This is a genomic window from Cyanobium sp. CH-040, assembly GCF_024346135.1.
GTDB lineage: Bacteria > Cyanobacteriota > Cyanobacteriia > PCC-6307 > Cyanobiaceae > NIES-981.
Window position 1 is genome coordinate 63,406 of record NZ_JAGQCJ010000012.1, and the last position, 23,185, is coordinate 86,590.

18 protein-coding genes and 1 pseudogene are annotated in these 23,185 nt (G+C 69.4%); 10 read left to right on the forward strand and 9 right to left on the reverse strand.

Going from position 1 to position 23,185, the window contains the following annotated elements; all coding sequences use genetic code 11:
* Positions 1-724: 724 nt before the first annotated feature.
* Entirely contained in the window at positions 725-3,985 is a 3,261-nt protein-coding gene (locus KBY90_RS11375) for a DUF5801 repeats-in-toxin domain-containing protein (protein ID WP_254968761.1), read from the forward strand.
* A 381-nt stretch (positions 3,986-4,366) separates the two neighbouring features.
* Here KBY90_RS11375 and KBY90_RS11380 read toward each other — a convergent pair whose 3' ends face one another.
* Positions 4,367-4,792 carry a MerR family transcriptional regulator gene (locus tag KBY90_RS11380; protein WP_254968762.1) on the reverse strand — a complete coding sequence of 142 codons (426 nt, stop codon included), beginning with the start codon at positions 4,790-4,792 and terminating at the stop codon, positions 4,367-4,369.
* A 76-nt stretch (positions 4,793-4,868) separates the two neighbouring features.
* Between KBY90_RS11380 and KBY90_RS11385 the strand changes: the two genes are divergently transcribed.
* The 5 genes and pseudogenes from KBY90_RS11385 to KBY90_RS15190 form a co-directional block, all read left to right on the forward strand.
* A complete protein-coding gene (locus KBY90_RS11385; RefSeq protein WP_254968763.1) occupies positions 4,869-5,594 on the forward strand; it encodes a DUF305 domain-containing protein in 726 nt (241 codons plus the stop codon).
* Positions 5,594-7,744, forward strand: coding sequence for a heavy metal translocating P-type ATPase (locus KBY90_RS11390; protein WP_254968764.1), 2,151 nt, complete (start codon positions 5,594-5,596; stop codon positions 7,742-7,744). The genes KBY90_RS11385 and KBY90_RS11390 overlap by 1 nt, the downstream gene beginning before the upstream one ends.
* Before the next feature lie 172 nt (positions 7,745-7,916).
* On the forward strand, positions 7,917-9,434 hold the full coding sequence (locus KBY90_RS11395; RefSeq protein WP_254968765.1) for a multicopper oxidase family protein: 1,518 nt from the start codon (positions 7,917-7,919) through the stop codon (positions 9,432-9,434).
* 13 nt (positions 9,435-9,447) lie between these two features.
* Positions 9,448-9,984: a cytochrome B gene (locus KBY90_RS11400; protein WP_254968766.1), complete on the forward strand. Its 537-nt coding sequence runs from the start codon at positions 9,448-9,450 to the stop codon at positions 9,982-9,984.
* Positions 9,985-10,114: 130 nt separating this feature from the next.
* Positions 10,115-10,159 (forward strand): annotated as a pseudogene (locus KBY90_RS15190) (hypothetical protein); the annotation flags it as partial.
* On the opposite strand, the gene KBY90_RS11405 reads toward KBY90_RS15190, so the two are convergent.
* From KBY90_RS11405 to KBY90_RS11415, 3 genes are all read right to left on the reverse strand, one after another.
* A complete protein-coding gene (locus KBY90_RS11405) occupies positions 10,150-11,001 on the reverse strand; it encodes a penicillin-binding transpeptidase domain-containing protein (RefSeq protein ID WP_396122576.1) in 852 nt (283 codons plus the stop codon). The pseudogene KBY90_RS15190 and the gene KBY90_RS11405 overlap by 10 nt on opposite strands.
* Positions 11,002-11,202: 201 nt before the next feature.
* Positions 11,203-12,753, reverse strand: coding sequence for an acetolactate synthase large subunit (locus KBY90_RS11410; RefSeq protein ID WP_254968768.1), 1,551 nt, complete (start codon positions 12,751-12,753; stop codon positions 11,203-11,205).
* A 174-nt stretch (positions 12,754-12,927) separates the two neighbouring features.
* Positions 12,928-13,377 carry a nucleoside deaminase gene (locus KBY90_RS11415; protein WP_254968769.1) on the reverse strand — a complete coding sequence of 150 codons (450 nt, stop codon included), beginning with the start codon at positions 13,375-13,377 and terminating at the stop codon, positions 12,928-12,930.
* Between the two features lie 149 nt (positions 13,378-13,526).
* On the opposite strand from KBY90_RS11415, the gene KBY90_RS11420 reads away from it, so the two are divergent.
* Both KBY90_RS11420 and KBY90_RS11425 read left to right on the forward strand, forming a co-directional pair.
* Positions 13,527-13,949, forward strand: a complete 423-nt coding sequence (locus KBY90_RS11420) for a GNAT family N-acetyltransferase (RefSeq protein WP_254968770.1) — start codon at positions 13,527-13,529, stop codon at positions 13,947-13,949.
* Positions 13,950-14,052: 103 nt separating this feature from the next.
* Positions 14,053-14,199, forward strand: a complete 147-nt coding sequence (locus tag KBY90_RS11425; RefSeq protein WP_254968771.1) for a hypothetical protein — start codon at positions 14,053-14,055, stop codon at positions 14,197-14,199.
* A gap of 7 nt (positions 14,200-14,206) precedes the next feature.
* On the opposite strand, the gene KBY90_RS11430 is transcribed toward KBY90_RS11425, so the two are convergent.
* A complete protein-coding gene (locus KBY90_RS11430) occupies positions 14,207-17,041 on the reverse strand; it encodes a cation-transporting P-type ATPase (RefSeq protein ID WP_254968772.1) in 2,835 nt (944 codons plus the stop codon).
* A gap of 675 nt (positions 17,042-17,716) precedes the next feature.
* Between KBY90_RS11430 and KBY90_RS11435 the strand changes: the two genes are divergently transcribed.
* On the forward strand, positions 17,717-18,493 hold the full coding sequence (locus KBY90_RS11435) for an ATP-binding protein (RefSeq protein ID WP_254968773.1): 777 nt from the start codon (positions 17,717-17,719) through the stop codon (positions 18,491-18,493).
* A 268-nt stretch (positions 18,494-18,761) separates the two neighbouring features.
* On the forward strand, positions 18,762-19,220 hold the full coding sequence (locus KBY90_RS11440; protein ID WP_254968774.1) for a hypothetical protein: 459 nt from the start codon (positions 18,762-18,764) through the stop codon (positions 19,218-19,220).
* Here the strand turns inward: KBY90_RS11440 and KBY90_RS11445 are convergent.
* The 4 genes from KBY90_RS11445 to bioB all read right to left on the reverse strand — a co-directional run bounded on the left by KBY90_RS11445 (position 19,190) and on the right by bioB (position 23,161).
* Positions 19,190-19,729 carry a hypothetical protein gene (locus tag KBY90_RS11445; protein WP_254968775.1) on the reverse strand — a complete coding sequence of 180 codons (540 nt, stop codon included), beginning with the start codon at positions 19,727-19,729 and terminating at the stop codon, positions 19,190-19,192. The two genes, KBY90_RS11440 and KBY90_RS11445, sit on opposite strands and share 31 nt — an antisense overlap.
* Entirely contained in the window at positions 19,726-20,781 is a 1,056-nt protein-coding gene (locus KBY90_RS11450; protein WP_254968797.1) for a DUF952 domain-containing protein, read from the reverse strand. Before KBY90_RS11450 ends, KBY90_RS11445 begins: the two co-directional genes overlap by 4 nt.
* A gap of 419 nt (positions 20,782-21,200) precedes the next feature.
* The gene (locus tag KBY90_RS11455; protein WP_254968776.1) at positions 21,201-22,169 is read right to left on the reverse strand and encodes a rhodanese-related sulfurtransferase; all 969 of its coding nucleotides are present in this window, start codon (positions 22,167-22,169) and stop codon (positions 21,201-21,203) included.
* Positions 22,166-23,161 (reverse strand): biotin synthase BioB, encoded by a 996-nt coding sequence (bioB, locus tag KBY90_RS11460; protein ID WP_254968777.1) that lies wholly within the window; start codon positions 23,159-23,161, stop codon positions 22,166-22,168. The genes KBY90_RS11455 and bioB overlap by 4 nt, the downstream gene beginning before the upstream one ends.
* Positions 23,162-23,185: the final 24 nt, after the last annotated feature.

The following is a 23,185-nucleotide window of genomic DNA, read 5'->3' on the forward strand; positions in this document are numbered from 1 at the left end:
TGCCGAGGATCCGGGCAGCCGAACCGTCCGATTCGGCCCCCACGACAGGGGGCGGCAGACCCCACCGCGCTGCCGGGAGAACCGAAATCAGCCCCAGAGGCGAGCGCAGCGGCTGTACGGGAACAGGAACGCCCCCAGGGCCCCCCAGCCCGGCAGCAGGCTTACCTTGAGGTTGAGGGGAGGGAGAGGCCAGCCCCACCGTCCCCTCCACAGGAATCCGGCCAGGTTCGCCCGAGCCGGTGCCAGCCAAGGAGTTGCAGCCCTTGATCTTCACCTCGGTGGCGCAGCGAGAACGCCACCCCGACCGCGTCGAGCCACATGCCACTTCTGATTCCGGTGATTCCGGTCCGTTGAACCCCCGGGCTGCATAACCCGGGCAACGGTCACTGATGGGGAGGTCAAGCCCCGAGCATCTCTCCCCAGCGCCGTGACCGCGTCCTTGCCTGCCAGGCCCAAGACAGGCTGACCGTTGAAACCCAGACACCCGACCGATGGCGCCCGAAATGCCAGGGTGACCCCTCGCAACCGGTGCAAAGGCGCCCCCCATGGGGCGCCTTCTTCGGCGATCGGCACGGAGGGGTGAACTCCGTGCCGATTGAGGTCACCCCTGGCCAGAACACCCCGAAGGTCTCCCGGGGTCAGGCGAAGGCGGTCCGGCGCTTTCCGTGCCGTCGACGACGTTCAGCTCCAGGATCCAGCCAGTGCTGTTGACGGCCTTCCGGCTTTGCCGCGGCCTCTGGTTCGGCCAGAGACAGGAGCAGCTCCTGTCCGCATGCCCCGGATCTGCAACCAACACAGGGGGTGTGGTGGTCGCTGCGCAGCAGCCGGCTCGGCCCGCACCGCCCGACGAGCACCCGGGAATGTAGCGGTTGTTACAGATAGTGATGCTTGGTCAAGCATCCCGCGATTCCGTTGTCGCAGGCCTAGACCAAAAGAAGAGAGACAGCCCCCCTCCGGGGGGCCTGCGGCCATGACGACTCCAGCAACGGTCCTGTATCTGGACCAGACGACAGGCAACCAGCACGACGAGACAGATCCGAGCCAGACGCTCCTAAGCGAGTGGGGCTTCACCGAGCCCACCGACTTCGCATCAACTGCATCAACGCCCCAGAGCTTCAGCCAGCCCTCCGACTCCATCAGCTTCCAGTTGCAGGCTGGCAACGACACCGGCCTGACCTCCCTGGACGGATCTCCGATCCTGCTCAGCGCGGCGAAGACCGCTGCCAACGGCGACACCTACTTCGATGCCGTCGTGAGCGGTGGCGCCTACGACGGCGAGGTGGCCTTCCGGCTGGTGTACGTGCCCACCTACAACAGTGACAGCCAGGTGACGGGCTACACCCTGTACACCCTTCTGTACAACGACGCCGCCCCGATCCGGCACGGCGATCCCGCCAACCCGAACGATCTGGCCACCATGACGGCGCTGGTGGAGGCCCTCCTCACCGTCGACCTGCAGTTCGTCTACAGCGACTTCTCCGGCATTCCGGCCGGGCAGCAGGCCTTCGGGGTGCTCAAAGAGCCCAGCCTCGACCCGGATCCCAGTCCTGGGATTTCCAACGATGTGGTGATCACCAGCAAGGTCTTCAACGGCACAACCTGGGTCGACGGCACCATCAACACCAGCAATGTGGCCGGCACGGCCAGCGCCATCGGCGTCGGCAGCCAGGCGGTGGGCACCAATGAGGCGGTGATTTACGACTTCGTCACGAACGCCACCTACACCGACAGCAAGAACCTCGACACGCTCGATATCACTGGCGCGGTGTCCGCGAACCGGGCCTTCTCCACCGTCACCCAGCTGAACCCGAACAACGCCAACACCCGCGCCGATGTGAGGGTGTGGCTACGCGACGGCGATCCCGGCGCTGCCATGTTCGATGGCGCGGACAACACCGGCATCAAGACCGTCTACCTCTACCTCAACGGCAACTACACCGAAGCTGCCTACACCATCCCCAGCAGCGGCGGGAACTGGACAGGCCCCGGCGGGCTGAGCGTGACATTCGAAAATTCGGATGGCGACGCAGCCTACGAGTACGCCGTGATCAAGGGCCTCAAGGCGGGAGACCGCTTCGAGGTGGAAGGCGACACCCAGTTCAACCGGCTGGTGGTCGGCAACGCCGGCACCGGCAACCGCACCTTCGACCTGGGCGTGACGGGTTATTCCATCGACAGCTCCGAGACCACCGGCCAGCTGCTGGGGGGCATCGGCATCTACGACGACGGTCCCAGCCTCTCCGCCATCGGGGTGGGTGACACCACCCTGACGCTGGATGAGAGCCCCCTGCCCACTGCGGGGGATGGCCTCTTGAGCGACAGCGTGGTGTTCGGCACCGCCGCCTACTTCAACGACCCCGACTATGGCGCCGACAAGCAGGGAGCCGACCCCGCGACTTATGCGCTGGCGCTCAGTGCCGATGGGCTCGGCTCCGGTCTCTTCGCCCTCGATCTGGCCAACACAACCAACGGCAAGGGCAGTGAGATTCTGCTTTACAACAATGCCGGCACCATCGAGGGCAGGATCGACGGCACCACCTACTTCACCATCGCCGTGAATTCAGCCACCGGCGAGGTGACCTTCACCAGGGAGAAGAACATCTGGCACGGCAATGCCAACAATCACGATGATGCCGAAAGCCTGGTCGTGAGCGGAGGCACGCTCATGCTCCGCAAGACAGTGAAGGACGGTGACCTGGATCCCGCCACGGCCGATCTCAACCTCGGCAACGGCGTGTTCGAAATCGAGGACGACGGTCCGGCCTTCCTCTTCCCTGCTGGCAAGACGGCCGTGGAGCTGCTCTCGGCAGCCGGACCGACAGCCCAGACCGAGGAGGTGCTCGACTGGGATCCCGGCACCGACGGCTTCCGCAAGCTCGACCTGGCGAACTTCAGCGGCACCGCCACCCCGGGCAATGGCGGATTCAGCGTCAGCGATCCAGTCGTGAGTGAGGACGGCACGAGCATCAGTCTCGACGTCAGCTACGGCGGCCAGAAGATCGCCAGCCACGTCTTCAACGCCGACGGAGACGACACCTTCACAACCTACAAATATGAAGGGCAGGTGCTGATCGAGCCCACCCAGCTTGAGGCCGGCGCCGCCGTGAAGGCCGGTGGTCCCCATCCGCTGGAATTCCGCTTGTTCCCGGATCCTCAGGCTCTGGCGATCATGGTCACGGGCGGCACCCGTACCTCCTCGGAGGACGAGACCGATCCCTTCACTCCAGGCCAGCTCAACACCAGCGCCCAGGGGTATGCCGCTGGCAACACCAACCAGAACCTGGAATTCCGCGAGGCGATCAAGTTCACGTTCACCGAACACGGGGCCTATGACTACAACGGGATGGCTGCACAAGCAGCAGCCGACTTCAAAGCCGGAACCTACAGCGAGCCTGTGCCGGGAGTAGACATGGGTGATTACAAGGCCGAGGGTGGCTTCGGCTTCGACATCACCAAGCTCACCGGCGGGGCGAAGGTGGCCGACTTCATCGCCAAGGCAACCTTCGAGCTTGAAGGTGGTGGAACGACAGATGTCTACTTCCAGTTCACGGATGTGGGTGTGAATACCAAGCACAACCCCAAGGTGTTCGTGGGCTACGACATGCTCACCGGCTGGACGGCCTACACATGGAAGGACGCCAACGGCAACAGCCTGCGTGATGGTGACCCCCTTGAAGCCCTGAATGGAAAAGCAGAGCTGATCCATGGAGGAGCCCTCCCGGACAACATCACCGGCCTGGATGCGCTGGAGATCTACAACAACGATGTCGACGGCAAGTCCGACACCTTCAACGTCACCAACCCTCGCTTCTACAGCCTGGGCAGCCGCACGGAGGTTGTGCCGGAATTCAACTACAGCTTTGATCTGAACCTGTACGACCTGGACTTCGACACCACCACCGCCAGCATCAACGCCAAGATCGATGGCAAGAACACCGGCAGCATGAGCGAGCAACTGCTGCTCGGTCAGTCGTCCCTGGTCTGAGGCACGACGCCACACGCCAGGGCCTGATCGACTCCACTTGCTTCCAGGGGGGGCTTCCCCCCCTTTTTTTGTGCTTGCCCCGCCAGCCTTCCGCACTGGTTCTTGCTTCCTTGGCGCTGCTCACCGCCATCCGCAGGGCGTGGGGCTGCCCCTTGGACCGCTCCCCGCTTGCCCCAGGGTTGCACAACGTTTCTGTGCTGCCAGTGGGTCGGGTGCTTGCTCCTTCAGCTGCTCAGGATCGAGGAGGCCGGTCTGTTCTCCTTGACCATGGTTGCGGTGACCATGGTTGCGGTCGCTCTCAAGGATCAACCGCTCCAGGGATTGACTGCGACCGTGGGACTCTGCGGGCTGAGGAAGACCGGCATGGGCACTTGAGCCCCATCAACCTGGCGCGGCAGAAGCCGCCGAGGCCAGCGGCGGGTGTGATGGCCGCCGGCCACCGCAGGCCTGCCAGGTCGCGAGCATGCGCGTGAGCTCGCCGTGCAGCTGCTGCAGATCGCTGATGCGCTGCTCGATCTCGCCGGCTTTCCGGCTGATCGTGCCTTTGAGTTCATCGCAGTGGCAGATGCCGGAGCGACGCGCTTTCAGCACCTCGCCAATGGTGACCAGAGGGATCTCCAGAGCCCGCAGCATGCGGATCAGGGCCAGTTCGTCGTACACCGTCTGATCAAAGAGGCGGTAGCGCCCTTCACTGCGGGCACTGGGCTGCAGGAGGCCCTGATCGCAGTAGAAGCGGATGGTTTTCACCGGCACGCCGGAGCGCTGGGCCACGGCGCCGATCTTCTGGAGCACGGGGGAGGAAGGCATGGCGAGCCGTCGTCCAGACACTTGACTCTCCATCTACAGGAGAGTGCATGGTAGGTGCAGATCGCGCTCGTCCGTCATGCGCCTGTTGGCTGCTCCCCTGCTGCTCGCCGGGACCTGGGCGGTTCCGGCCCTGGCTCAGCCGGATCCCCATCTGCACCACCAGCATCACAACCACCAGCAGCATTCAGCCCCGGCCAGCCCCAGGCCAGGCAGCGCCAGCCATGGCAGCCACGGCCATGGCAGCCACAGTCACGAGCTGGGCCCCGCCGGCGCCACCTACGACCTGCGCTGGCTGGACGCGATGGTGCAGCACCACACCGGCGCGCTGCGCATGAGTGAGTTCGTGTTCAACGTCGGCTCGCCCGGCATCGGCGCCCTGGCCACCAGCATCTGGCGCGACCAGGCCCGCGAGATCAGCGCGATGAACCGGTGGCGCCGGGCCTGGTATCCCGAGGCGCCCGCCTATCCGCTGGCGCTGCGGCCCGGCGGCGACCCCAACACCATGGCGGGCCTCGAGCGCATGACCCCTGCCCAGATCGAGGCGATGCGGATGATGGCCGAGATGCCCAGCCGCGACAACCGGGTGGTGTGGTTTCTCGAGGGCATGCTCATGCACCACGGCGGGGCCCTGGAGATGGCCCACGACGCCCTGGAGAAGTCCACCAACCCCAGCGTGCGGCGGCTGGCCCGCGAGATCATCGTCGCCCAGCGCCGGGAAATCCTCGAGCTGCGCCGCATGCTCCGGCACGAAGGCCTCGACAAACCTGACTACCGCCAGTTCGACAGCCTCTTCAGCTTCTGATGCCCACATCCAGCTGCACGCACCACGCCTCCGCGGAGCGGATGGCCAAGGATCCGATCTGCGGCATGGTCGTGCCCACGGCCACGGCGCTGTCGGCGCAGCGGGGAGGCCGCACCTATTACTTCTGCAGCCAGGGGTGCCGGCAGACCTTCCTGGCGCCCGAGCAGCACCTGCGCCGCATGCGCCGGCGCATCGGCATCGCCCTCAGCGGCGTGCTGGCGCTGGCGATCATGCGGGCCGGGGCCTTCCTGGCCCTGGCGGCCGGGGTGAGTGTCATCAACATGGCGCCGGTGGCCCAGCTGCCCTGGCTCACCTGGGGGGTGTGGCTGTTCCTGCTGGCCACGCCGGTGCAGGTGTTCGGTGGCTGGAGCTTCTACGTGGGGGCCTGGACGGCCCTGCGCCAGCGCGCCCTCAACATGGACGTGCTGATCGCGCTGGGCACCTCGGTGGCCTACATCTACAGCGTCGTTGTGGTGTTCGCGCCCCAGTGGCTGCCCGTCGGCGTCGATGAGCGGGGCGTCTACTTCGAGGTGTCGGCGGTGGTGATCGCCTTCGTGCTGCTGGGGCAGTACATGGAGGAGATCATCAAGCAGCGGTCCTCGGCGGCGGTGCGCCGGCTGCTGGATCTCCAGCCCGCCAGCGCCACGGTGATCCGCGAGGGCCAGGAGATGACCGTGCCCGCCGAGGCCGTGCTGCAGGGCGATCTGGTGCTGGTGCGGCCTGGCGAGAAGGTGCCGGCCGATGGGGTGGTGGTGGAGGGCCGCTCGTCGGTGGATGAGGCGCTGATCACCGGCGAATCGCTGCCGGTGAGCAAGCAGGCGGGATCGGAGCTGATCGGCGGCACGATCAATGGGCCGGGGCTGCTGCGCTTTGAGGCCACACGGGTGGGGGCCGACACCGCCCTTGCCCAGATCATCCGCATCGTCGAGGAGGCCCAGGCCAGCTCGGCGCCGGTGCAGCTGCTGGCGGATCGGGTCACCGCCTGGTTCGTGCCTGCCGTGGTGGGCGTGGCCGTCCTGGCCTTTGCCCTCTGGACCCTGGCCGGCAGTTTCAGCGGCGGCCTGCTGGCCTTCATCGCCGTGCTGGTGATCTCCTGCCCCTGCGCCCTGGGCATCGCCACACCGGCGGCCCTGATGGTGGGCGTGGGCAAGGGGGCCGAGCTGGGCATCCTGATCCGCAGCGGCGAGGTGCTGGAGCGGGTGGAGCAGCTCACCACCGTGGTGTTCGACAAGACCGGCACGCTCACCCGCGGCAGGCCGGCGCTCACCCGGGTGGTGCCGTTCGCCGGCCGCTCCCGGCAGCAGGTGCTGCAGCTGGCGGCCTCGCTGGAGCATGGCTCGGAGCATCCCCTGGCAGCAGCCCTGCTGGAGGCCGCCGGCGCCGAGGAGCTGACGCTGCTGCCGGCCCGGCACTTCCAGGCCCAGGTGAGTGAGGGCGTACAGGCCGAAGTGGGCGGTCAGCGCCTCTGGCTCGGAAATCGCCGGATGGCCGGACGGTTTCTGCCCGAGCTGAACGGGACCCTCCACCAGCAGCTGCAGCAGCTGGAAGCCCCCGGCAACACGGTGATGCTGCTGGGCCAGGGCGCCGAGGTGATGGGGCTGCTGGCGGTGGCCGACACCGTGCGGCCCGAGGCCAGGCACGCCGTGGAGCTGCTCCAGCAGCGGCGGATCCGGGTGGTGATGCTGAGCGGCGACAACCGCACCACCGCCCAGGCCATTGCCACCCAGCTGGGCATCACCGAGGTGATCGCCGAGGTGCGCCCGGCCGACAAGGCCGCCACGATCCAGACGCTGCAGCAGGCCGGTCAGGTGGTGGCGATGGTGGGCGACGGCGTCAATGACGCCCCGGCCCTGGCCACCGCCGACATCGGCATCGCCATCGGCTCGGGATCCGATGTGGCCAAGGAAGCGGGCGACCTGTTGCTGCTGGGCAACGACCTGCGCGATGTCGTCACCGCCATCGGCCTGTCGCGGGCCACGATGCGCAAGATCCGCCAGAACCTGTTCTGGGCCTTCATCTACAACAGCCTGGGCGTGCCGATCGCGGCCCTCGGCTGGCTCAACCCGATGATCGCCGGCGCCGCCATGGCCCTGAGCTCGCTGTCGGTGATCGTCAATTCATCGCTGCTGCGCCGCTACCGGCGTGCCTGAGCTGCAGCACCGCTTGACTCTCCCCTCACTGGAGCCCCTACGGTTGACGGGTGCCCCTCGGATCTGCCGGCATGGAATCGTCCCTGGGGAGAGAACCCGACGCCGTCTTCTCCTTCACGGCTGAGGGGACCTACCGCGCCTTCCAGGGGATCGAGGTCTGAGGGCGCGATCCGTGACCAGAGCCCACCTCAGCCGGCGTTCGTTCCTCACCCTCGCGGGCACTGCAGCTGCCACGGTTGCGGCCGCCTCCGTCTGGACCCGTTCGCGCCACGCTCGCCACGGCGCAGGCACCCATGCCGCGGCCGAGGGGGCGTGGCGCTCCAGTGGCGGAGTGCTGGAGCTGGATCTGGTGGCCGAGGATACGACGGTGGCCATTCCCGGTGGGCCGCCGCGGGCGCTCACCTACAACGGGCTGCTGCCCGGTCCGGTGCTGGAGGTGCACCCCGGTGATGCGGTGCGCCTGCGCCTGCGCAACCGGCTCGATCAGCCCACCAACCTGCACTACCACGGGCTGCACATCCCCCCCGGCGGCACGGCCGACAACGTCTTTCTGAGCGTTGACCCCGGTGCCAGCCAGACCTACGCGTTCACCCTGCCCGCCGACCACCCCGCCGGCACCTTCTACTACCACCCCCACCGCCACGGCACCGTGGCCGATCAGGTGTTCGGTGGCCTGGGCGGAGTGCTGATCGTGCGCGGCGCCCTCGATCACATCCCCGAGGTGGCGGCGGCGCGGGAGCAGGTGCTGTTCCTCAAGGACCTGCCGGCCGGCGGCGGCACGGCAGGCGTCATGGGCATGGGCATGGGCATGGGAGGGATGATGCTGGGCCGGGAAGGACCGGTGCTCACCGTCAACGGCAAGGTGAACCCGGAGCTGTCGGTGCCGGCCGGCGGCCTGCTGCGGCTGCGCATCGTCAACGGCTCCAATGCCCGCTTCTGGCGGCTGGCCCTGGAGGACCATCCGCTCCATCTGATCGCCAGCGATGGCGGTGCCCTCGAGGCGCCGGTGGAGTTGCAGGAGCTGCTGCTGGCCCCCGGGGAGCGCGCCGAGGTGCTGGTGCAGGCCAACCGCAGCGCTGGCCGCTACCGGCTGCTGAACCTCCCCTATGCCCGGGTTCGTGGCGGCATGGGCATGGGCATGCGCGGTGGCATGGGTATGGGTATGGGCCGTGGTCCCGGAGCCGGGCCGGGCCCTGGAGCAGGTCGCGGCCAGCAGAGCCAGGAGACGATCGCCACCCTCACCTACGCGGGATCCGTCGCCCCCCTGCCCCTGCCCCGGCGACTGCTGCCGGTGCAGCCCCTGCCGGAGCCGGTGCGCACGCGCCGCTTCGAGCTCAACCACGGCATGGCACCGGGCCAGGGCCTGGTGTTCCTGATCAATGGCCGCCCCTACGACCACCACCGCACCGACACCCGCGTGCGGCTGGGGGACACCGAGGACTGGGAGGTGATGAACACCGGCGTGATGGATCACCCCTTCCACGTGCACATCAATCCCTTCCAGGTGATCAGCCGCAACGGCACACCCGAGCCCTACCGGGCCTGGAAGGATGTGGTGCTGGTGCGGCCGGGGGAGACGGTGCGGATCCGCACCCGCTTCGCCGATTTCGCCGGACGCACCGTTTACCACTGCCACATCTTTGACCACGAGGAGCTGGGCATGATGGGCAACCTCGAGATCGACGCCTGACCGGCCAGCCGCCATGCCGCCTGCCCGTCCCTATCAGCCTTCCCTGCTGCGGCTGCTGCACGGCGCCATGGTGCTGCTGGTGCCGCTGGCCTGGCTGAGCGGACTGGTCGTGTACTCCAACCACGATGGCCGCTGGGGACGCCTGGGCCAGCAGGTTCCCGGCGCCTGGATCGACATCCACGGCAGCCTGGGCGTGCTGCTCTGGCCCCTGGCCCTGCTGTTCGGTCTCTATGCCCTGAGCCTCGGCCGTTTCCGCCTCCGGCAGGGGGCCCATGCCTCCGCCCTGCTGGCCCTGGCGCTGGCGGTGGGCAGCGGCAAGCTGATGAACGAGGACTGGCTGCGCAGCGGCCGGCTCGATCACCTTGTCTACAGCCTGCACCTGCTGGCCTGGCTGCTGATCGCCGCGGCGGTGCTCTGGCATGTGGCCTCGGTGCTGAACCGGGGCGGCCTGGCCCTGGCCGTCTCGATGGTCCAGCTCCACGTGCGCGGCGGCGACGGGCCGCGCCACTGGCCTGCCCAGGTGCGCCGCTGGTTCCGGCGCCCGGCCTGAGCATGGCGATTCATGGCGACCTCAGCGAGCCGGTGGTGCTCGACAGCACGGTGCTTCCCTGGACGCCCTCGCCGATGGCCGGGTGGAGCGGCGCCTGCTCGAGCGCCACGGCGGCGGGGAGGAGATCCTGGTGCTGGAGGGCACCTTCTCCGATGAGCGGGGCGACTATCCGGCCGGCAGCCCCCACCGGCCCTGGAGCGAAGCGGGCTGCACGATCTGGGTGAAGACCGGCCCTGGCGAGGCCGGCAGGATCTCCAACGCCTGCAGGCTGGCGCGTCCCAGCTGTTCCCGTCTGGGGGCATCGGCCGCGCCAGCCATGGCGATGTTGAGAGCAAAGGGCGTGATGCGCTCGCCCCGCCGCACCCAGCCCACCCACCAGCCCACGCCGGCGCCCGGGGCGTTCTGCCAGCCGGTCTTGGCATGGAGGCTCCAGCCGGGGCCTGCATCCACCAGGCTGATCGCGGCCACCTGCTGCTGGGCGGACCGGGGGAAGGGCAGCGACTGGTGAGCCAGCCGCGAGAGGAAGCGGGTCTGCTCCACCGCACTGATCGCCAGGGGGCCCCGCAGCCAGAAGGTGGTCACGTCGTTGCCGATCTGGGCGTTGCCGTACTCCAGCCGCCGAATGGCCTCACGCATGGGCTCCAGGCCGATGCGCCGTGCCAGCTCCTGATACAGGGGCACGTTCGACACCCGGAATGCACCGCGCAGGCCCATGGGCTCCAGCCACTCGCGCATGAACGGATTGGCGTCGCCCGTGTAGGGGATCCGCTCGTCCACACTGCTCACGGCCCGAAGCGACAGCCCCACCAGGGTGTTGGCGAACTTGAAGGTGGAGGCCGGTGAGAAGCGTTGCTGCGCGCGCGCGTGGTTGTGGCCGCGAAGCTCCCCACTGCGCTCATCCAGCAGCACGAAGCTGCCATCCACACCAGCCTGCCGGAACAGGGCCGCCACCGCCGGTTCCTCGCGCCACGGGGCTGCCCCGGCCGCGCTGGGCAGAACCGCTGGCACAAGCAGCAGAACAGCTGCCCTGAACCGAAAAGCCGCTGCAACGGCAGCCTTGCCCCTTCTCTGGGGCGTCCAGGCGCACCGCGTCCATCTGCAGTTCATCGGGGACCGGTGCGGAGGGTCGGCCCAGCCTGGCCCGGAAGACCCGGCGCACCGGCACGGCCTGGCTGCCATTGCAGCAGGCATCGGGGTGGGATGGAGCGCCTCGGCTGGCTAGAGCAGCGCCTCGATCAGGCTCGGGCCCGGTTCAGCCAGGCAGCGCCTCAACGCCTCGTCCAGCGCCAGCTCACTGCGCACGCGACAGGCCGGCATCCCGAAGCCCTTCGCCAGATCGGTCCAGTTGATCTCCGGGCGGGTGAGTTCCGTGAGGGAGCTGGCGGTGGGTCCAGGCTCCCGGCAACCGGCGCGCTCCAGCTCCACCTGCAGGATCCGGTAACAGCGATTGGCGCACACCACGACGGTCACGTCGACCTGCTCCCTGACCATCGACCAGAGGGCCTGAAGGGTGTAGAGACCGCTGCCATCGGCCTGGAAGGCGATCACCCGCCGGTCGGGGCAGGCGAGCGCCGCACCGAGGGCATTCGGCAGGCCCTGACCGATCGCTCCTCCTGTGCTGAACAGCATGGTGTGGGGCGCCGCCTGGGCCGCGTGCAGGGTGTTCCAGGTGAAGCCGGCGGTGGTGGCTTCGTTCATCACGATCGCCCGCTCCGGCAGCTGCGTCGCCAGCAGCTGACACAGGCGGTCGGCTGTGAGTGGAACGGACCGGGGCGGCACGGGAGCCGCCTGAGCTGGGGGCATCGCCCAGGCCGGGGCGTCCAACGCCTCGGCGAGCGCCTCCAGGGCCAGGGCCGCGTCGACGTTGTCCTCCGGATCGGCGAGGTGAAAGCTCTCCGCCCCCTCCGACAGGAGCCGTGAGGGCTGCTGCGGATAGGCAAAGAAGGCCACCGGCTCCCGTGCACCCGCCAGCACCAGGCCACGCAGATTCGCCAGCGCCTCGCAGGCCTGTTCCGGGAAATAGGGCAGGGGCGGAATCCGGGGAACATGACGGCCGCACTCCTGGCGAGCGGGGAAGGTTTCCAGCCAGAGCGGGCAGCCGCTGGCCGCCGCCACCCGCGCCGCCGCGCGCAGGCCGGCGGCCGTGAGGGCCGACCCCCCGAGCAGAAGCCCGGTGCGCCCGTTGCGCAGTTGGCGGGCTGCGGCCTGGATCACCGACTCCGGAGCCTCGCGCCAGGTGGGGGTGACGCTGGCGCTGAGGGGGGCAGGTCCAGGCGCCCACTGGCAGTCCGAGGGAATGATCAGCGTCGCCACGCGCCCCGGCGGGCCGAGGGCAGCCTGCACGGCCGCCAGGCTCGCCTCGGCCATCTCGTGCACAGCGCCCACGCTGCGGGTCCAGCCCACGCAGCCGGCGAGGACGGCGATGTCGCTCAGCAGGGGCGGATCGAAGGGCCGATGGCGGGCAGGGTGCTCGCCGATCCAGTTGACGACGGGGCTGCGGGCCCGCCGCGCGTTGTGCAGGTTGGCGATGCCATTGGCCAGGCCCGGGCCCAGGTGCAGCAGGGTCGCGGCGGGCCGGCCCGTCATGCGGGCCCAGCCGTCGGCGGCACCCGTGCATACGCCCTCGAACAGGCCGAGCACCACCCTCAGGCCAGGGGTGCGATCGAGGGCGATCACCATCGGCATCTCGGTGGTGCCGGGATTGGCGAAGCAGATCTCCACCCCCGCCTTCCGAGCGGTCTGCACCAGGCTGTCGGCGCCCGTGGTCATGGCTTGCCTGCTGGGCCCAGGGATCATCCTCGGCGTGAACCAGCGGCGTGCCGGTCAGTCGCAGCCCTTCTCCACAGGCCCCGGCATCGCCGCGTCAGCCGCCATCGCCGCAGATCCGATGCGATCGGGCAACGGCGTCTTCAGCGGAGCCCCGGCTGACAGCCCGAACCCGTCTCAGCGGCCGATGTCTTCCTGCCAGAGGTCCGGCTTGAGGCGCTGCATCCGCTCCATCAGCGCCACGCAGGCCGGATCGTCCAGACAGTCCACGGCGATCCCCGCCTGCCTCAGCCACTCCTCGGCGCCCTGGTAGCTGCGCCGTTCACCGATCACCACCCGGCGCAGGCCCAGCAGCACGGCGGTGCCAGCGCACATCGGGCACGGGGAGAGCGTCGTCACCAGGGTCAGCTGGTGCCAGTCGCGGCGCCGTCCTGCCCTGCGGATGCACTCGGTTTCTCCATGGCTGGTGGGATCCCCGTGCTGCACCCTGCAGTTGTGGCCGCGGGCCACGATCGTGCCGTCCTCGCTGGCCAGCACGGCACCCACCGGGATGCCGCCGTCCTGCCAGCTGCGCTCCGCCTCGGTGCGGGCGGCATCCATCAGGCGCGTCATGGTGAAGGAATCCATCGGGGGCCGGATGGCACACATGGCCCCAGCTTCCAGCGGCCCCGGGCGTGGAGCCACAACCTGGAACACGACCTCACCCATCGCGGCAGCCGAGGGCGGGAGGATCACGGTTCCGAGCCTCGGCATCCCCGGTCCTGGTGGCAGTCCCGTTGCAGATCCGCCCGTTTCAGCCGGCCGACTGGCCGGGGGTGTGGCAGGTGCTGGAGCCGGTGTTCCGCGCCGGGGAGACCTTCCCCCATGACCCGGCCATCAGCGCAGCCGAAGCGCGGATGCTTTGGGTGGAGCAGGCCGGGCACTGCCGGCGACAGGGCCTCGGCAGCCGCCTCTGCCAACACTCCCTTCAGACGGCGCGCCAGCTGGGCTACCGCGCCATGCAGTTCAACCTGGTGGTGAGCACCAACACCGCCGGGATCCGCTGCTGGCAGGCGAACGGCTTCCGCATCGTCGGCACCCTGCCCGGCGCTTTTCGCCACCGGCAGCTGGACTACGCGGATGCCCTGGTGATGTTCCAGGGCCTGGTGGAGGAGGGAGGCGCCAGCGAGATCCCGGCCCCCAGGGGGCGACTGGCGTGAAGAGCGCGGGCGGGGGAGCGGACTTGAGACAACAGGCATGAGCACCTATTGACCCGGCACCGGGCCGCAGCCGAGCATCTAAAGAGATTCTTAAGAACCGGCCGTGCCCCGCCATCCCGAGACGTCCCTGATCGTCTATGTCGACCACAGGCCGTTCGCCTGGTGCATCGACCGCGGCGAAGGTCTGCGCGTCGTGCGTGATCTGCTGAAAACCCATCACTCCAAGCGGGTGCACCTGCTCAGGGCCTGACCCCCGATCAGACCGTTCCTGCCGCACCGGCGCTCCAGAGCCGCCGCCCCAGCCGCTTGTGGACGCTGTCGGCCAGCAGCACCGCCAGGGGAGCCAGGGCCATCGGCAGCACCAGCCGGGGTGAGAGCGGCGTCAGGGTGAACACCCCGGCCAGAGCCGGCAGCAGCACCAGGGTGGACGCCACCAGGGGCTGGCTCAGCCAGCCAAGCCAGAGCAGCGGACTGGCGCTGCGCAGACGGTGCCAGAAGGGCAGCCGTGCGCTGCGGCAGGCCAGCAGATTGCCCATCTGGCAGGCCACGATCAGGCAGAAAGCCACCGTGGAGGCGCGGCGCTGGATCTCCTCCACGGCCGGAGGGGCGCTGCGGTGCAGCAGCGCCGGCGCCAGGGTCTGCAGCTGCACCAGATCGACGCCATTGGCCTGCCACACCAGCAGGTAGCCGGCCATCGCCACCAGGCCCTCCACGAGCCCCAGCACCAGGTAGGCCCGCAGCAGCAGGCCCCGGTTCAGCAGCGGCAGACCCCGGGGCCGGGGCGGCACCCGCATCACCCCAGGCTCCGGCGGCTCGGCCCCCAGCCCCAGGGCCGGCAACAGGTCGGTGCCGAGGTCGACCGCCAGGATCTGGAGGACGGTGAGGGCAGCCGGGATCCGCAGGGCCACCATGGCCAGGAACGGTGCGATCTCCGGCACGTTCGAGGCCAGGATGTAGGTGATGAACTTGCCGATGTTGGCCACCACGGCGCGGCCCTGGCGCACGGCCTCCACGATCGTGGCGAAGTTGTCGTCGAGCAGCACCATGTCGGCGGCCTCACGGGCCACATCGGTGCCGCTTCGTCCCATCGCCACCCCCACATCGGCGGCGCGCAGGGCCGGGGCGTCGTTGACGCCGTCGCCGGTCACCGCCACCACCTCCCCAAGGGCCCGGTAGGCCTGCACCAGGCGCAGCTTCTGCTCCGGCGCCATGCGCGCGAACACCAGCCGATGCCGGTACTTGAGCAGTTGCCGCAGCTGCAGGTCGCTGATCCTGGCCAGCGTCGACCCCTCGATCACCCGCACCGGATCCGCCAGGCAGCCGCTCTGGGCCTGGGGAGAGGGCGGGTCGAGCAGGCCGATCTGGCGGGCGATCGCCTGGGCGGTGAGGCCGTGGTCACCGGTCACCATCGTGATCTTGATGCCCGCCTCGCGGCAGCGCCGGATCGCCTCGGGCACCTCCGGCCGCGGCGGGTCGTACAGGCCGATCAGACCCAGGAGGATCTGCCCGGTCTCCAGCTCCTGGGCCGGGTCCATCTCCACCGATGCCGGCTGCGCTGATGCCGGCTGCGCTGGGGCCGGAGCGGTCTCCAGGGGGCGCAGCGCCACCGCCAGCACCCGGAACCCGGAGCCGGCGAGGGCAGCGTTCGCGTCCAGGGCCCGCTGCCGGCGGTGCGGGTCCAGGGCTTCGTCGCCGCGGGGGGTGCGCCAGCTGCGGCACTGGGCCAGCACATCAGCCGGGGCCCCCTTGGTGATCACCATGGCCGTGCCCTCCCAGTCCACCACCACCGTCATGCGGCGGCGGTGGGAGTCGAAGGGCACCTCCCGCAGGCGGCGATGGCGTCGATCCAGGGTCTCGGGCTCCAGCCCGGCATCGCGGGCCGCCTGCAGCAGCGCCGTCTCGGTGGGATCGCCCACCGGCTGGTCCCGGTCGAAGCGGGCGTTGCTGCAGAGGCAGGCCGCCTTCAGCAGCGCCATCCGGGTTGCCGGTGAATCCCCGCCGGGGTCAGCGCTCTGCGCAGCAGCCTCACCTGGAAGCCAGATCTCCTCCACCGCCATGCGGTTGCCGGTGAGGGTGCCGGTCTTGTCGCTGCAGATCACACTCACCGATCCCAGCGTCTCCACCGCCGACAACCGCCGCACCAGGGCCTGGCGCCGGGCCATCCGCTGCACGCTCAGGGCCAGCGCCAGGGTGACTGTGGGCAGCAGTCCCTCCGGCACGTTGGCGACGATGATGCCGATCGCGAACACCAGGCTTTCCAGCGGGGTCATCCCCACCAGCACCAGGCTGAGGGCAAAGGCGAGCAGCCCCATGGAGATGGCGATCGTGCTCACCGTGTGCACGATCCGGGCCACCTGCGTCTCCAGCGTGCTGGCACCCCGGCGGGTGCCGGCCGTCAGGTGCGCCACCTGGCCGAATTCCGTCTCCGGGCCGGTGGCATACGCGAAGGCCTCGCAGCGCCCGGCGGCGATCGCACTGCCGGCCAGCAGCAGATTGGGCCGCTCGCCGGGGGCGATCGGACACGCCTGCTCCGCTGACGAGAGGTCCGTCGCCTCGCGCGCCACCGGCAGCGCTTCGCCCGTCAGCACCGACAGATCCACCAGCAGGCCGTGGCTCACGGCCAGGCGACAGTCGGCGGGCACCCGGTCCCCTTCCTCGAGGAGCAGGCGGTCGCCCGCCACCAGCACCTCGGCGGGCCGGAACACCAGCTCGCCATCGCGCCACACCTGCACCTGCTGCGGCAGGGAGCGCCCCAGGGCGGCGAGGGTGCGCTCCGCCTGGAACTCCTGCAGAAACGAGAACAGGCCGTTGATCAGCACCACGGCCCAGATCGCCCAGCCCAGCTGCGGGGTGCCGGCCACGAACGCCAGCCCCCCAGCCAGCCAGAGCAGCAGCGCCATGAAGTGCAGCAGCTGATCGAGCAGACGCAGCCCGAGCGGCCGCCGCCGCAGGGCCGGCAGCCGGTTGGCGCCATAGCGCTCCAGGCGGCGGCGCGCTTCCTCCTCCCCCAGCCCCAGGGCCGTGGAACCCAGGGCTGATGGCACCTGCTCCTGCGGCAGGCACCAGATCGGCCGGTCGGCAGCGAGCAGCATCAGGGGGCTCGGCGGGGCGGGATTCGCGGCCAGCGGCCACGCTCATCTGACGGCATGGATTGATCCCGGCAGGCAGGTGAGCTCGGCAAGGTCATCATCGCGGTGACTCATCTCCCTGTGTTCAGGTGATGTTCAAGCCACGGCAGTCCCCGGAGTCCTTCTGACCTCGTCGTGGCCTCGTGAGCTCCCGCAGATGTCAGGGGACCTCGGGCCCATCCCTGAACGTGATCTCTCCGCTGAGCCATGGCCCTTCGACAACAAAGACATGCCTCACGGGTCGCCGACTCACAAGCAACCGTTCCAGGCCTGGAGGGCTGAAACGATCAGGATGATTGGGGAACATGGGCCACTTCCAGGCCGGTTGTCTGGCGGCGCCTTGCCAAGACCGAGTTGAGCGGCGACAGGCAGTCGGAGGCTGGGAGCAGGGCAAGGAACCCACCAGCCGCTCGGCTCAACCGCCCAAGCGGAGCTTTCGCCAGATGGGCGCGACACGCAGAGGAACGTCGCGTCGTCGTTTATGGACATCGAGAGAGGCTGGCAACCTGGTGAACCATGCAGCCCAGAGAATCGAGTCCGACAATGCAGTCCAAGCAGATGACATCGATGCAATGGATCCGCTCGGATCAAGGCCCCTCGCTCGCCTAGAATCACCCTTATTCCCGCCCCGCAAGTCCGATGGGCCCCCTGATCATCGTCTACGGCCTGCCAAGGACTGGTACGACGTGGACCTTCAATGCCGCCATCAACATACTCAGGCAAAAAACAGCAAACGTCAGAAGCTTTTACGCAAAACCTGGATTAGAGAAGCTGCCCATCGACGCATGTCCGACCGCGGATTCGGTCGTCATCAAGACTCACAAGCTTCAGCACGTGAATACGGCATGCCAACAGGCCGAGCCGCAACGCATCAGGATCCTGCTCGCGCTGCGCGATCCAGGAGACACCATTCTATCCCGGATCAGAGTCGGAATTGCAGGAAAAGACAGCACTGGAACGACGGACACGGATGTGACCCGAAAGCTTCAAAGGCTCCGGCAAGCCTACAGAAGAATGGAAAAGGCGCTGCAGACAACGCCCAGGATCTTCATTGTTGACGAAGCACACATCGAAAGCGGCTCTGTCGAGATTCTGCGAAGCCTGTCTCGCTACATAGGCCACCCCATTGACCCCGATGCGGCCAGCAGACTGGCCCACAGCCTATCCAGGAAAGTGATCGCGCAGAGCATCAACGAAGCAAATATCAATCTCGACCGCAAGGGTGTCTTCAATGAATTCGACAGAGCGACCCATTGGCACGCGAACCACATAAGATCGCACGATTACTCGCATCGCTGGAGCAGCAGAGACAGGAGGATCATCAATAGAACACTCCGGATTCATGAACGAATCAAACATGCCAATGAGCTGAAGACGCATTCCGCTCTCTTTCCGCCAGCTGCCTGCACGTCCTGAATGCCCATCGCTCCAGGCAGCCAGCTGCCGCTGCAGGTCATCCAGCCCCACCCATGAGCCCCTGAGATCAGAGTTCCCGAGATCCGAGTTCCCGAGATCCGCGACATCCCTCCTCATTCAGGCGCGGTCCACAGGCGCAGCCGCAAAGCCATGGCTGGCTGACGGATCGAGCATCGGCGGGCTCTGGCTCACTCACTCACTGCCGCCCTGATCCGTTCACCGACGCGCCCTAAGGTTGCCGGATCCCGATCACCTCAGGCCTGCACCGATGCCACCGCTCCCGGCCCTGCTCGCCGCCTCAGCCCTCGCACTCACGGCGGCAGCCGGGCCGGCCCAGGCCAGCTGCCGGTTTCTGATGCCCATCGGCGGCGGCGGTGAAGCTGTGGTGGAGAAGCGCATCAGCCCCGATGGACTGATCCGCCGCAACAACTGGAACACCGACTTCGCCGTCGACCGGGCCTACGCCAGCTATCGCATCAACCTCCAGTCGGCCTCCACCGAGCGCGGCCTGTTTCCGGTGGCGGCGTTCCTGCGCTTCACCGACAACACCGACCTGCGGGTGGTGAACGAGAACGTCACCCTGGAGCCCCAGCAGAGCCGCAGCTTCGGTCCCTTCCCGGCCGTACCCGGCAAGCGCACCAACCAGGTGAACGTGCGCGTCGGTGCCACCACCATGCCCGGATCCACCGGCTTCAGCTACCGCGTGTCGGTGGAGGGCTGCGACTGAGCCAGCCGCCGCGCGCTGCGGCGCAGGCCCTCGGCACAGTCCGCCTCCATCAGCAGACCGGCCCCCCCCCAGAGCAGCCGGGGCGCCAGATCCCCCGCTCCAGCACCGAGCTCCCGCAGCGGTGTGAACCCGAACCCGCGGAAGTAGCGCACCAGCCGGTGGTGCTGACGTGCGTGATCGCGGATCGCCAGCAGCCGCGCCCGGCGGCAGGGGGTGCACTCCAGGGCCCAGGCGAAGGTGGCCGCCCAGATCAGCGCCCCCACTGCCGCGGTGCGCTCCCCCTGCACCCGCATCGTGTCCAGGCGCAGGCCGGCGCTGCTGGGCAACGCCCAGCCCTTCAGCTCCCCCAGCAGCGCCAGCGGCGCGGGCCGCGCCACCCCCACGCGCAAGGTCCAGAGCAGCCCGGCCGGGCGGCGCACCTGCAGCCGCAGCAGCAGACCCCGGCGGGCGGCCTCAGCTTCCAGCTCGGCCAGGGTGGGCAGGGTGTCGGAAAGCTGGACGGGCTTCATGACGCCGCCGGCTCAGCCGGACTGCCGCGCCGGGGCAGGTTGGACTCACCGCTGGAGGCCGGCCGCCAGGGTTCCGCCCGCAGCACCGCCGCTAGCGGCAGGGGGCCGTGGAGATGCGGGAACAGCTCGCCGCTGCCGGGCGCCGGCTCCAGCCGCACCTCCACACCGGCCGCCGCCAGCCGGTCGCGGTCGAGCACCAGCAGCGTCACCGCGCCGGGATCCAGATCGGCGTAGTACCGCCCATGGGTGGCCTCCAGCTGGTGGGCCTGGCTGAGGTGAATGAAGCCCACCTCCTCCAGCGACCGCCCCCGCGTGGAGCGGCGGTAGCTGCCCGCCGTCCGCGCCGCCTGCCACTCGTGGCTCAGGGCCAGGTGATACAGCCAGCGGGGCGAGCGCCAGGGGCTGCGCGCCGCCCAGGGCGGATCCAGCACCGCCGCCAGCTCCGGACTCGCCAGGAAGCGCTCCAGCCAGATCCGCAGTGGCTCCAGCCCCGGCTCGGCGTCGAAGCCACCGGGATCGGCCAGGCGGAACTGGCGCACGAACGGCAGCAGGGCCGGATCGGCCAGCGACGGCCGTCCGCCCAGCAGCCAGCCGCCTGGCTCCAGGCGCCGGCTCCAGCCCCGCAGGATCGCCAGGGCCGCGGCCCGGTGCCCCTCCGGCTCGCCGCCGCCGCCACGGCCGCCGAAGCGGCTGGCGTACTTGAAGCGGTCCAGGTGGTGCTTGAAGGGGCCGTCGTTCTCGGCGATCAGCGCCTCGCCGGCGGCGGTCTCGGCCGCGCTCCAGCCACCCAGCCAGCCGCGGGGATCGTGACGCTCGAGGGCCCAGCGCATCAGCTCCAGGCTCTCGTCGATCACCTGATCGCCGTGCACCAGCACCGGCACCGTGCCCTTGGGTGAAGCCTCCAGCAGCTCCGGCGGCTTGGCCTTGAGGCTCACCTCGCGCAGCTCCAGATCCACACCCGGCAGCAGGCCCGCCGCCGCCAGCGCCAGCCGCGCCCGGATCGCGTAGGGGCAGCGGCGGAAGCTGTAGAGCACGGGGCGCTCGGGCTCCACCCAGCCCCGCCGTGCCTGCACCGACCCCAGGCGCCGGGGGGGATAGGCGCGCAGCGGAGCCGATGGATCGGCCAGCGGCGAGCGCAGCAGACACGCCAGGGACTGCTGCAGCGGCAGATCCGCATGGCGGCCCCGGTGCTCTGCCACCGCCTGGAGGAACCAGCGCGTGAGTGTTTCGTGGTAGCCGGAGTGATCGGTGTTGGCCGTGCCGGTGGCGACGTTGTAGGCGCGGATGCGCTGGCGCAGATGGGTCAGCGCCGCCTCGGGGGGCAGCCGGCTCAGGGTCCAGAGCGCCACCGCCAGATGGGCCGCGTGGGTCCACTGCTCGCGCGGCAGGGTGCCGGCTTCGAAGGCCGCCGCCAGTGCCGCGATCTCGGCTGCGCTCCAGGCCGGAGTGGGCGGGTCCGCCATCGCCCCGGTCAGGCGGGAAACGCCCGGCCGATGTGGACTTCGCCCCGGCTGGCGGCCAGAGCCATCTGCCGCTGCCGTTCGGCCAGCCGCCGCCGGCGCGCGCTGGAGAGACCGTCGAGGCAATGGTGGCAGCTGACACCTTCCACGTAACCCGGCAGCGCCCGCTCGGCCGGGGAGAGCGGCATCCGGCAGGCGTGGCAGAGGCTGTGCTCGCCGGGTTCGAGGCGGTGATTCACCGCCACCCGCTGATCGAACACGAAGCATTCGCCGCGCCAGTGGCTCCGCTGCTCGGGCACCTCCTCCAGATAGCGCAGGATCCCCCCCTGCAGATGGTGCACCCCGTCGAAGCCCTGCTGGCGCAGGTAGGCGGTGGCCTTTTCGCAGCGGATGCCGCCGGTGCAGAACAGCGCGATCGCCTGCGGTCGGCGCTCCGCCACCAGCGGCCGCAGCTCCCGGTCCACCCACGCCGGGAACTCGCGGAAGCTGGCGGTGCCCGGATCGATCGCCCCCTCGAAGCTGCCGACCGCCACCTCGTAGGCGTTGCGGGTATCGATCACCAGGGTGTGCGGGTCGGTGATCAGGGCATCCCACTGCCGAGGCGGCACGTGGGTGCCCACTGCAGACGTCAGATAGGGCGCCACATCCGGCTGGCCGAGGGTGACGATCTCGCGCTTGAGGCGCACCTTGAGCCGGTGAAAGGCCTGCTGCTCCGCCCGGCTGAACCTGGCCTGCAGCCGCTCCAGCCCGGCCACCTGCCGCAGCCGCGCCAGCACTGCCTCCACGGCGGCATCGGGCCCGGCGATGGTGCCATTCACCCCCTCGCTGGCCAGCAGGATCGTGCCGCGCACCCCTCGGGCGCTGGCCAGTTCGAGCAGCTCGGCCCGCAGGGCAGGCAGGCCCTCGAGGGCGGCAAAGCGGTAGAAGGCCGCCACCAAGACCTCGGGCTCGCCCCCAGCAGCCCGCTCGATCGCGCTCATGGCCAGGCCTGCACGCCGGCGGCGGCCAGCAGCTCCCGGTCGGCGTCCACCGCGGGATTTGAGGTGGTGAGCAGCGTGTCGCCGTAGAAGATCGAATCGGCCCCGGCCAGCAGGCAGAGGATCTGGGCCTCGCGGCTGAGCTGCTCACGGCCTGCGCTGAGGCGCACCCGCGAGCGGGGCATGAGGATGCGGGCGGTGGCCACCATGCGCACCAGATCCAGGGGATCCACCGGCGGCTGCTCCTCCAGGGGCGTGCCCTCCACCGCCACCAGGGCGTTGATCGGCACGCTCTCGGGATGGGGATCGAGGTTGGCCAGCACCTGCAGCAGGCCGGCGCGGTCCTCCGGACCCTCGCCCATGCCGATGATGCCGCCGCAGCAGAGGGTGATCCCCGCCCGCCGCACCCGCTGCAGGGTCTCCAGCCGCTCCTGGTAGGTGCGGGTGGAGATGATCCGGTCGTAGTGCTCGGGGCTGGTGTCGAGGTTGTGGTTGTAGGCGGTGAGCCCGGCGTCGGCCAGCCGCGCGGCCTGGCTGTCGGTGAGCATGCCGGCGGTCACGCAGGCCTCCAGGCCCAGCTCACGCACGCCCCGCACCATCTGCAGCATCGCCTCGAAGGGCGCGCCATCGCGGATCTCGCGCCAGGCCCAGCCCATGCAGAAGCGGTGGGCGCCCGCCTTCTTGGCCGCCCGGGCCCGCGCCAGCACCGGCTCCACATCGAGTTCCGGCCGGCCGGCCACATCACTGCTGTGGTGCATCGACTGGGGGCAGTAGGCGCAGTCCTCCTCACAGCCGCCGGTCTTGACGCTCAGCAGCGAGGCCAGCTGCACCCGGTAGCCGGGGTTGGCCAGGCGGTGCACCGCCTGGGCCCGCCAGAGCAGATCCATCAGCGGCAGCTCCAGAAGCGCCTGGATCTCGGCCCGGCTCCAGTCGTGGCGGCTGGTGGCGGAGTGGGGGGCGGGGTGATGGGCGGGAGCTTGCGGAGAAGCGGTCACAGGTGCTGGCGAGGGCTGGGGGCG

Coding starts and splice junctions, on each gene's coding strand:
- KBY90_RS11380 (WP_254968762.1), bottom strand. CDS start 4,792: ATGCCTTCCTCCCCCGTGCTCCAGAAGATCGGCGCCGTGGCCCAGCGC.
- KBY90_RS11385 (WP_254968763.1), top strand. CDS start 4,869: ATGCGCCTGTTGGCTGCTCCCCTGCTGCTCGCCGGGACCTGGGCGGTT.
- KBY90_RS11390 (WP_254968764.1), top strand. CDS start 5,594: ATGCCCACATCCAGCTGCACGCACCACGCCTCCGCGGAGCGGATGGCC.
- KBY90_RS11400 (WP_254968766.1), top strand. CDS start 9,448: ATGCCGCCTGCCCGTCCCTATCAGCCTTCCCTGCTGCGGCTGCTGCAC.
- KBY90_RS11410 (WP_254968768.1), bottom strand. CDS start 12,753: ATGACCACGGGCGCCGACAGCCTGGTGCAGACCGCTCGGAAGGCGGGG.
- KBY90_RS11415 (WP_254968769.1), bottom strand. CDS start 13,377: ATGGATTCCTTCACCATGACGCGCCTGATGGATGCCGCCCGCACCGAG.
- KBY90_RS11430 (WP_254968772.1), bottom strand. CDS start 17,041: ATGCTGCTCGCTGCCGACCGGCCGATCTGGTGCCTGCCGCAGGAGCAG.
- KBY90_RS11435 (WP_254968773.1), top strand. CDS start 17,717: ATGGGCCCCCTGATCATCGTCTACGGCCTGCCAAGGACTGGTACGACG.
- KBY90_RS11440 (WP_254968774.1), top strand. CDS start 18,762: ATGCCACCGCTCCCGGCCCTGCTCGCCGCCTCAGCCCTCGCACTCACG.
- KBY90_RS11445 (WP_254968775.1), bottom strand. CDS start 19,729: ATGAAGCCCGTCCAGCTTTCCGACACCCTGCCCACCCTGGCCGAGCTG.
- KBY90_RS11455 (WP_254968776.1), bottom strand. CDS start 22,169: ATGAGCGCGATCGAGCGGGCTGCTGGGGGCGAGCCCGAGGTCTTGGTG.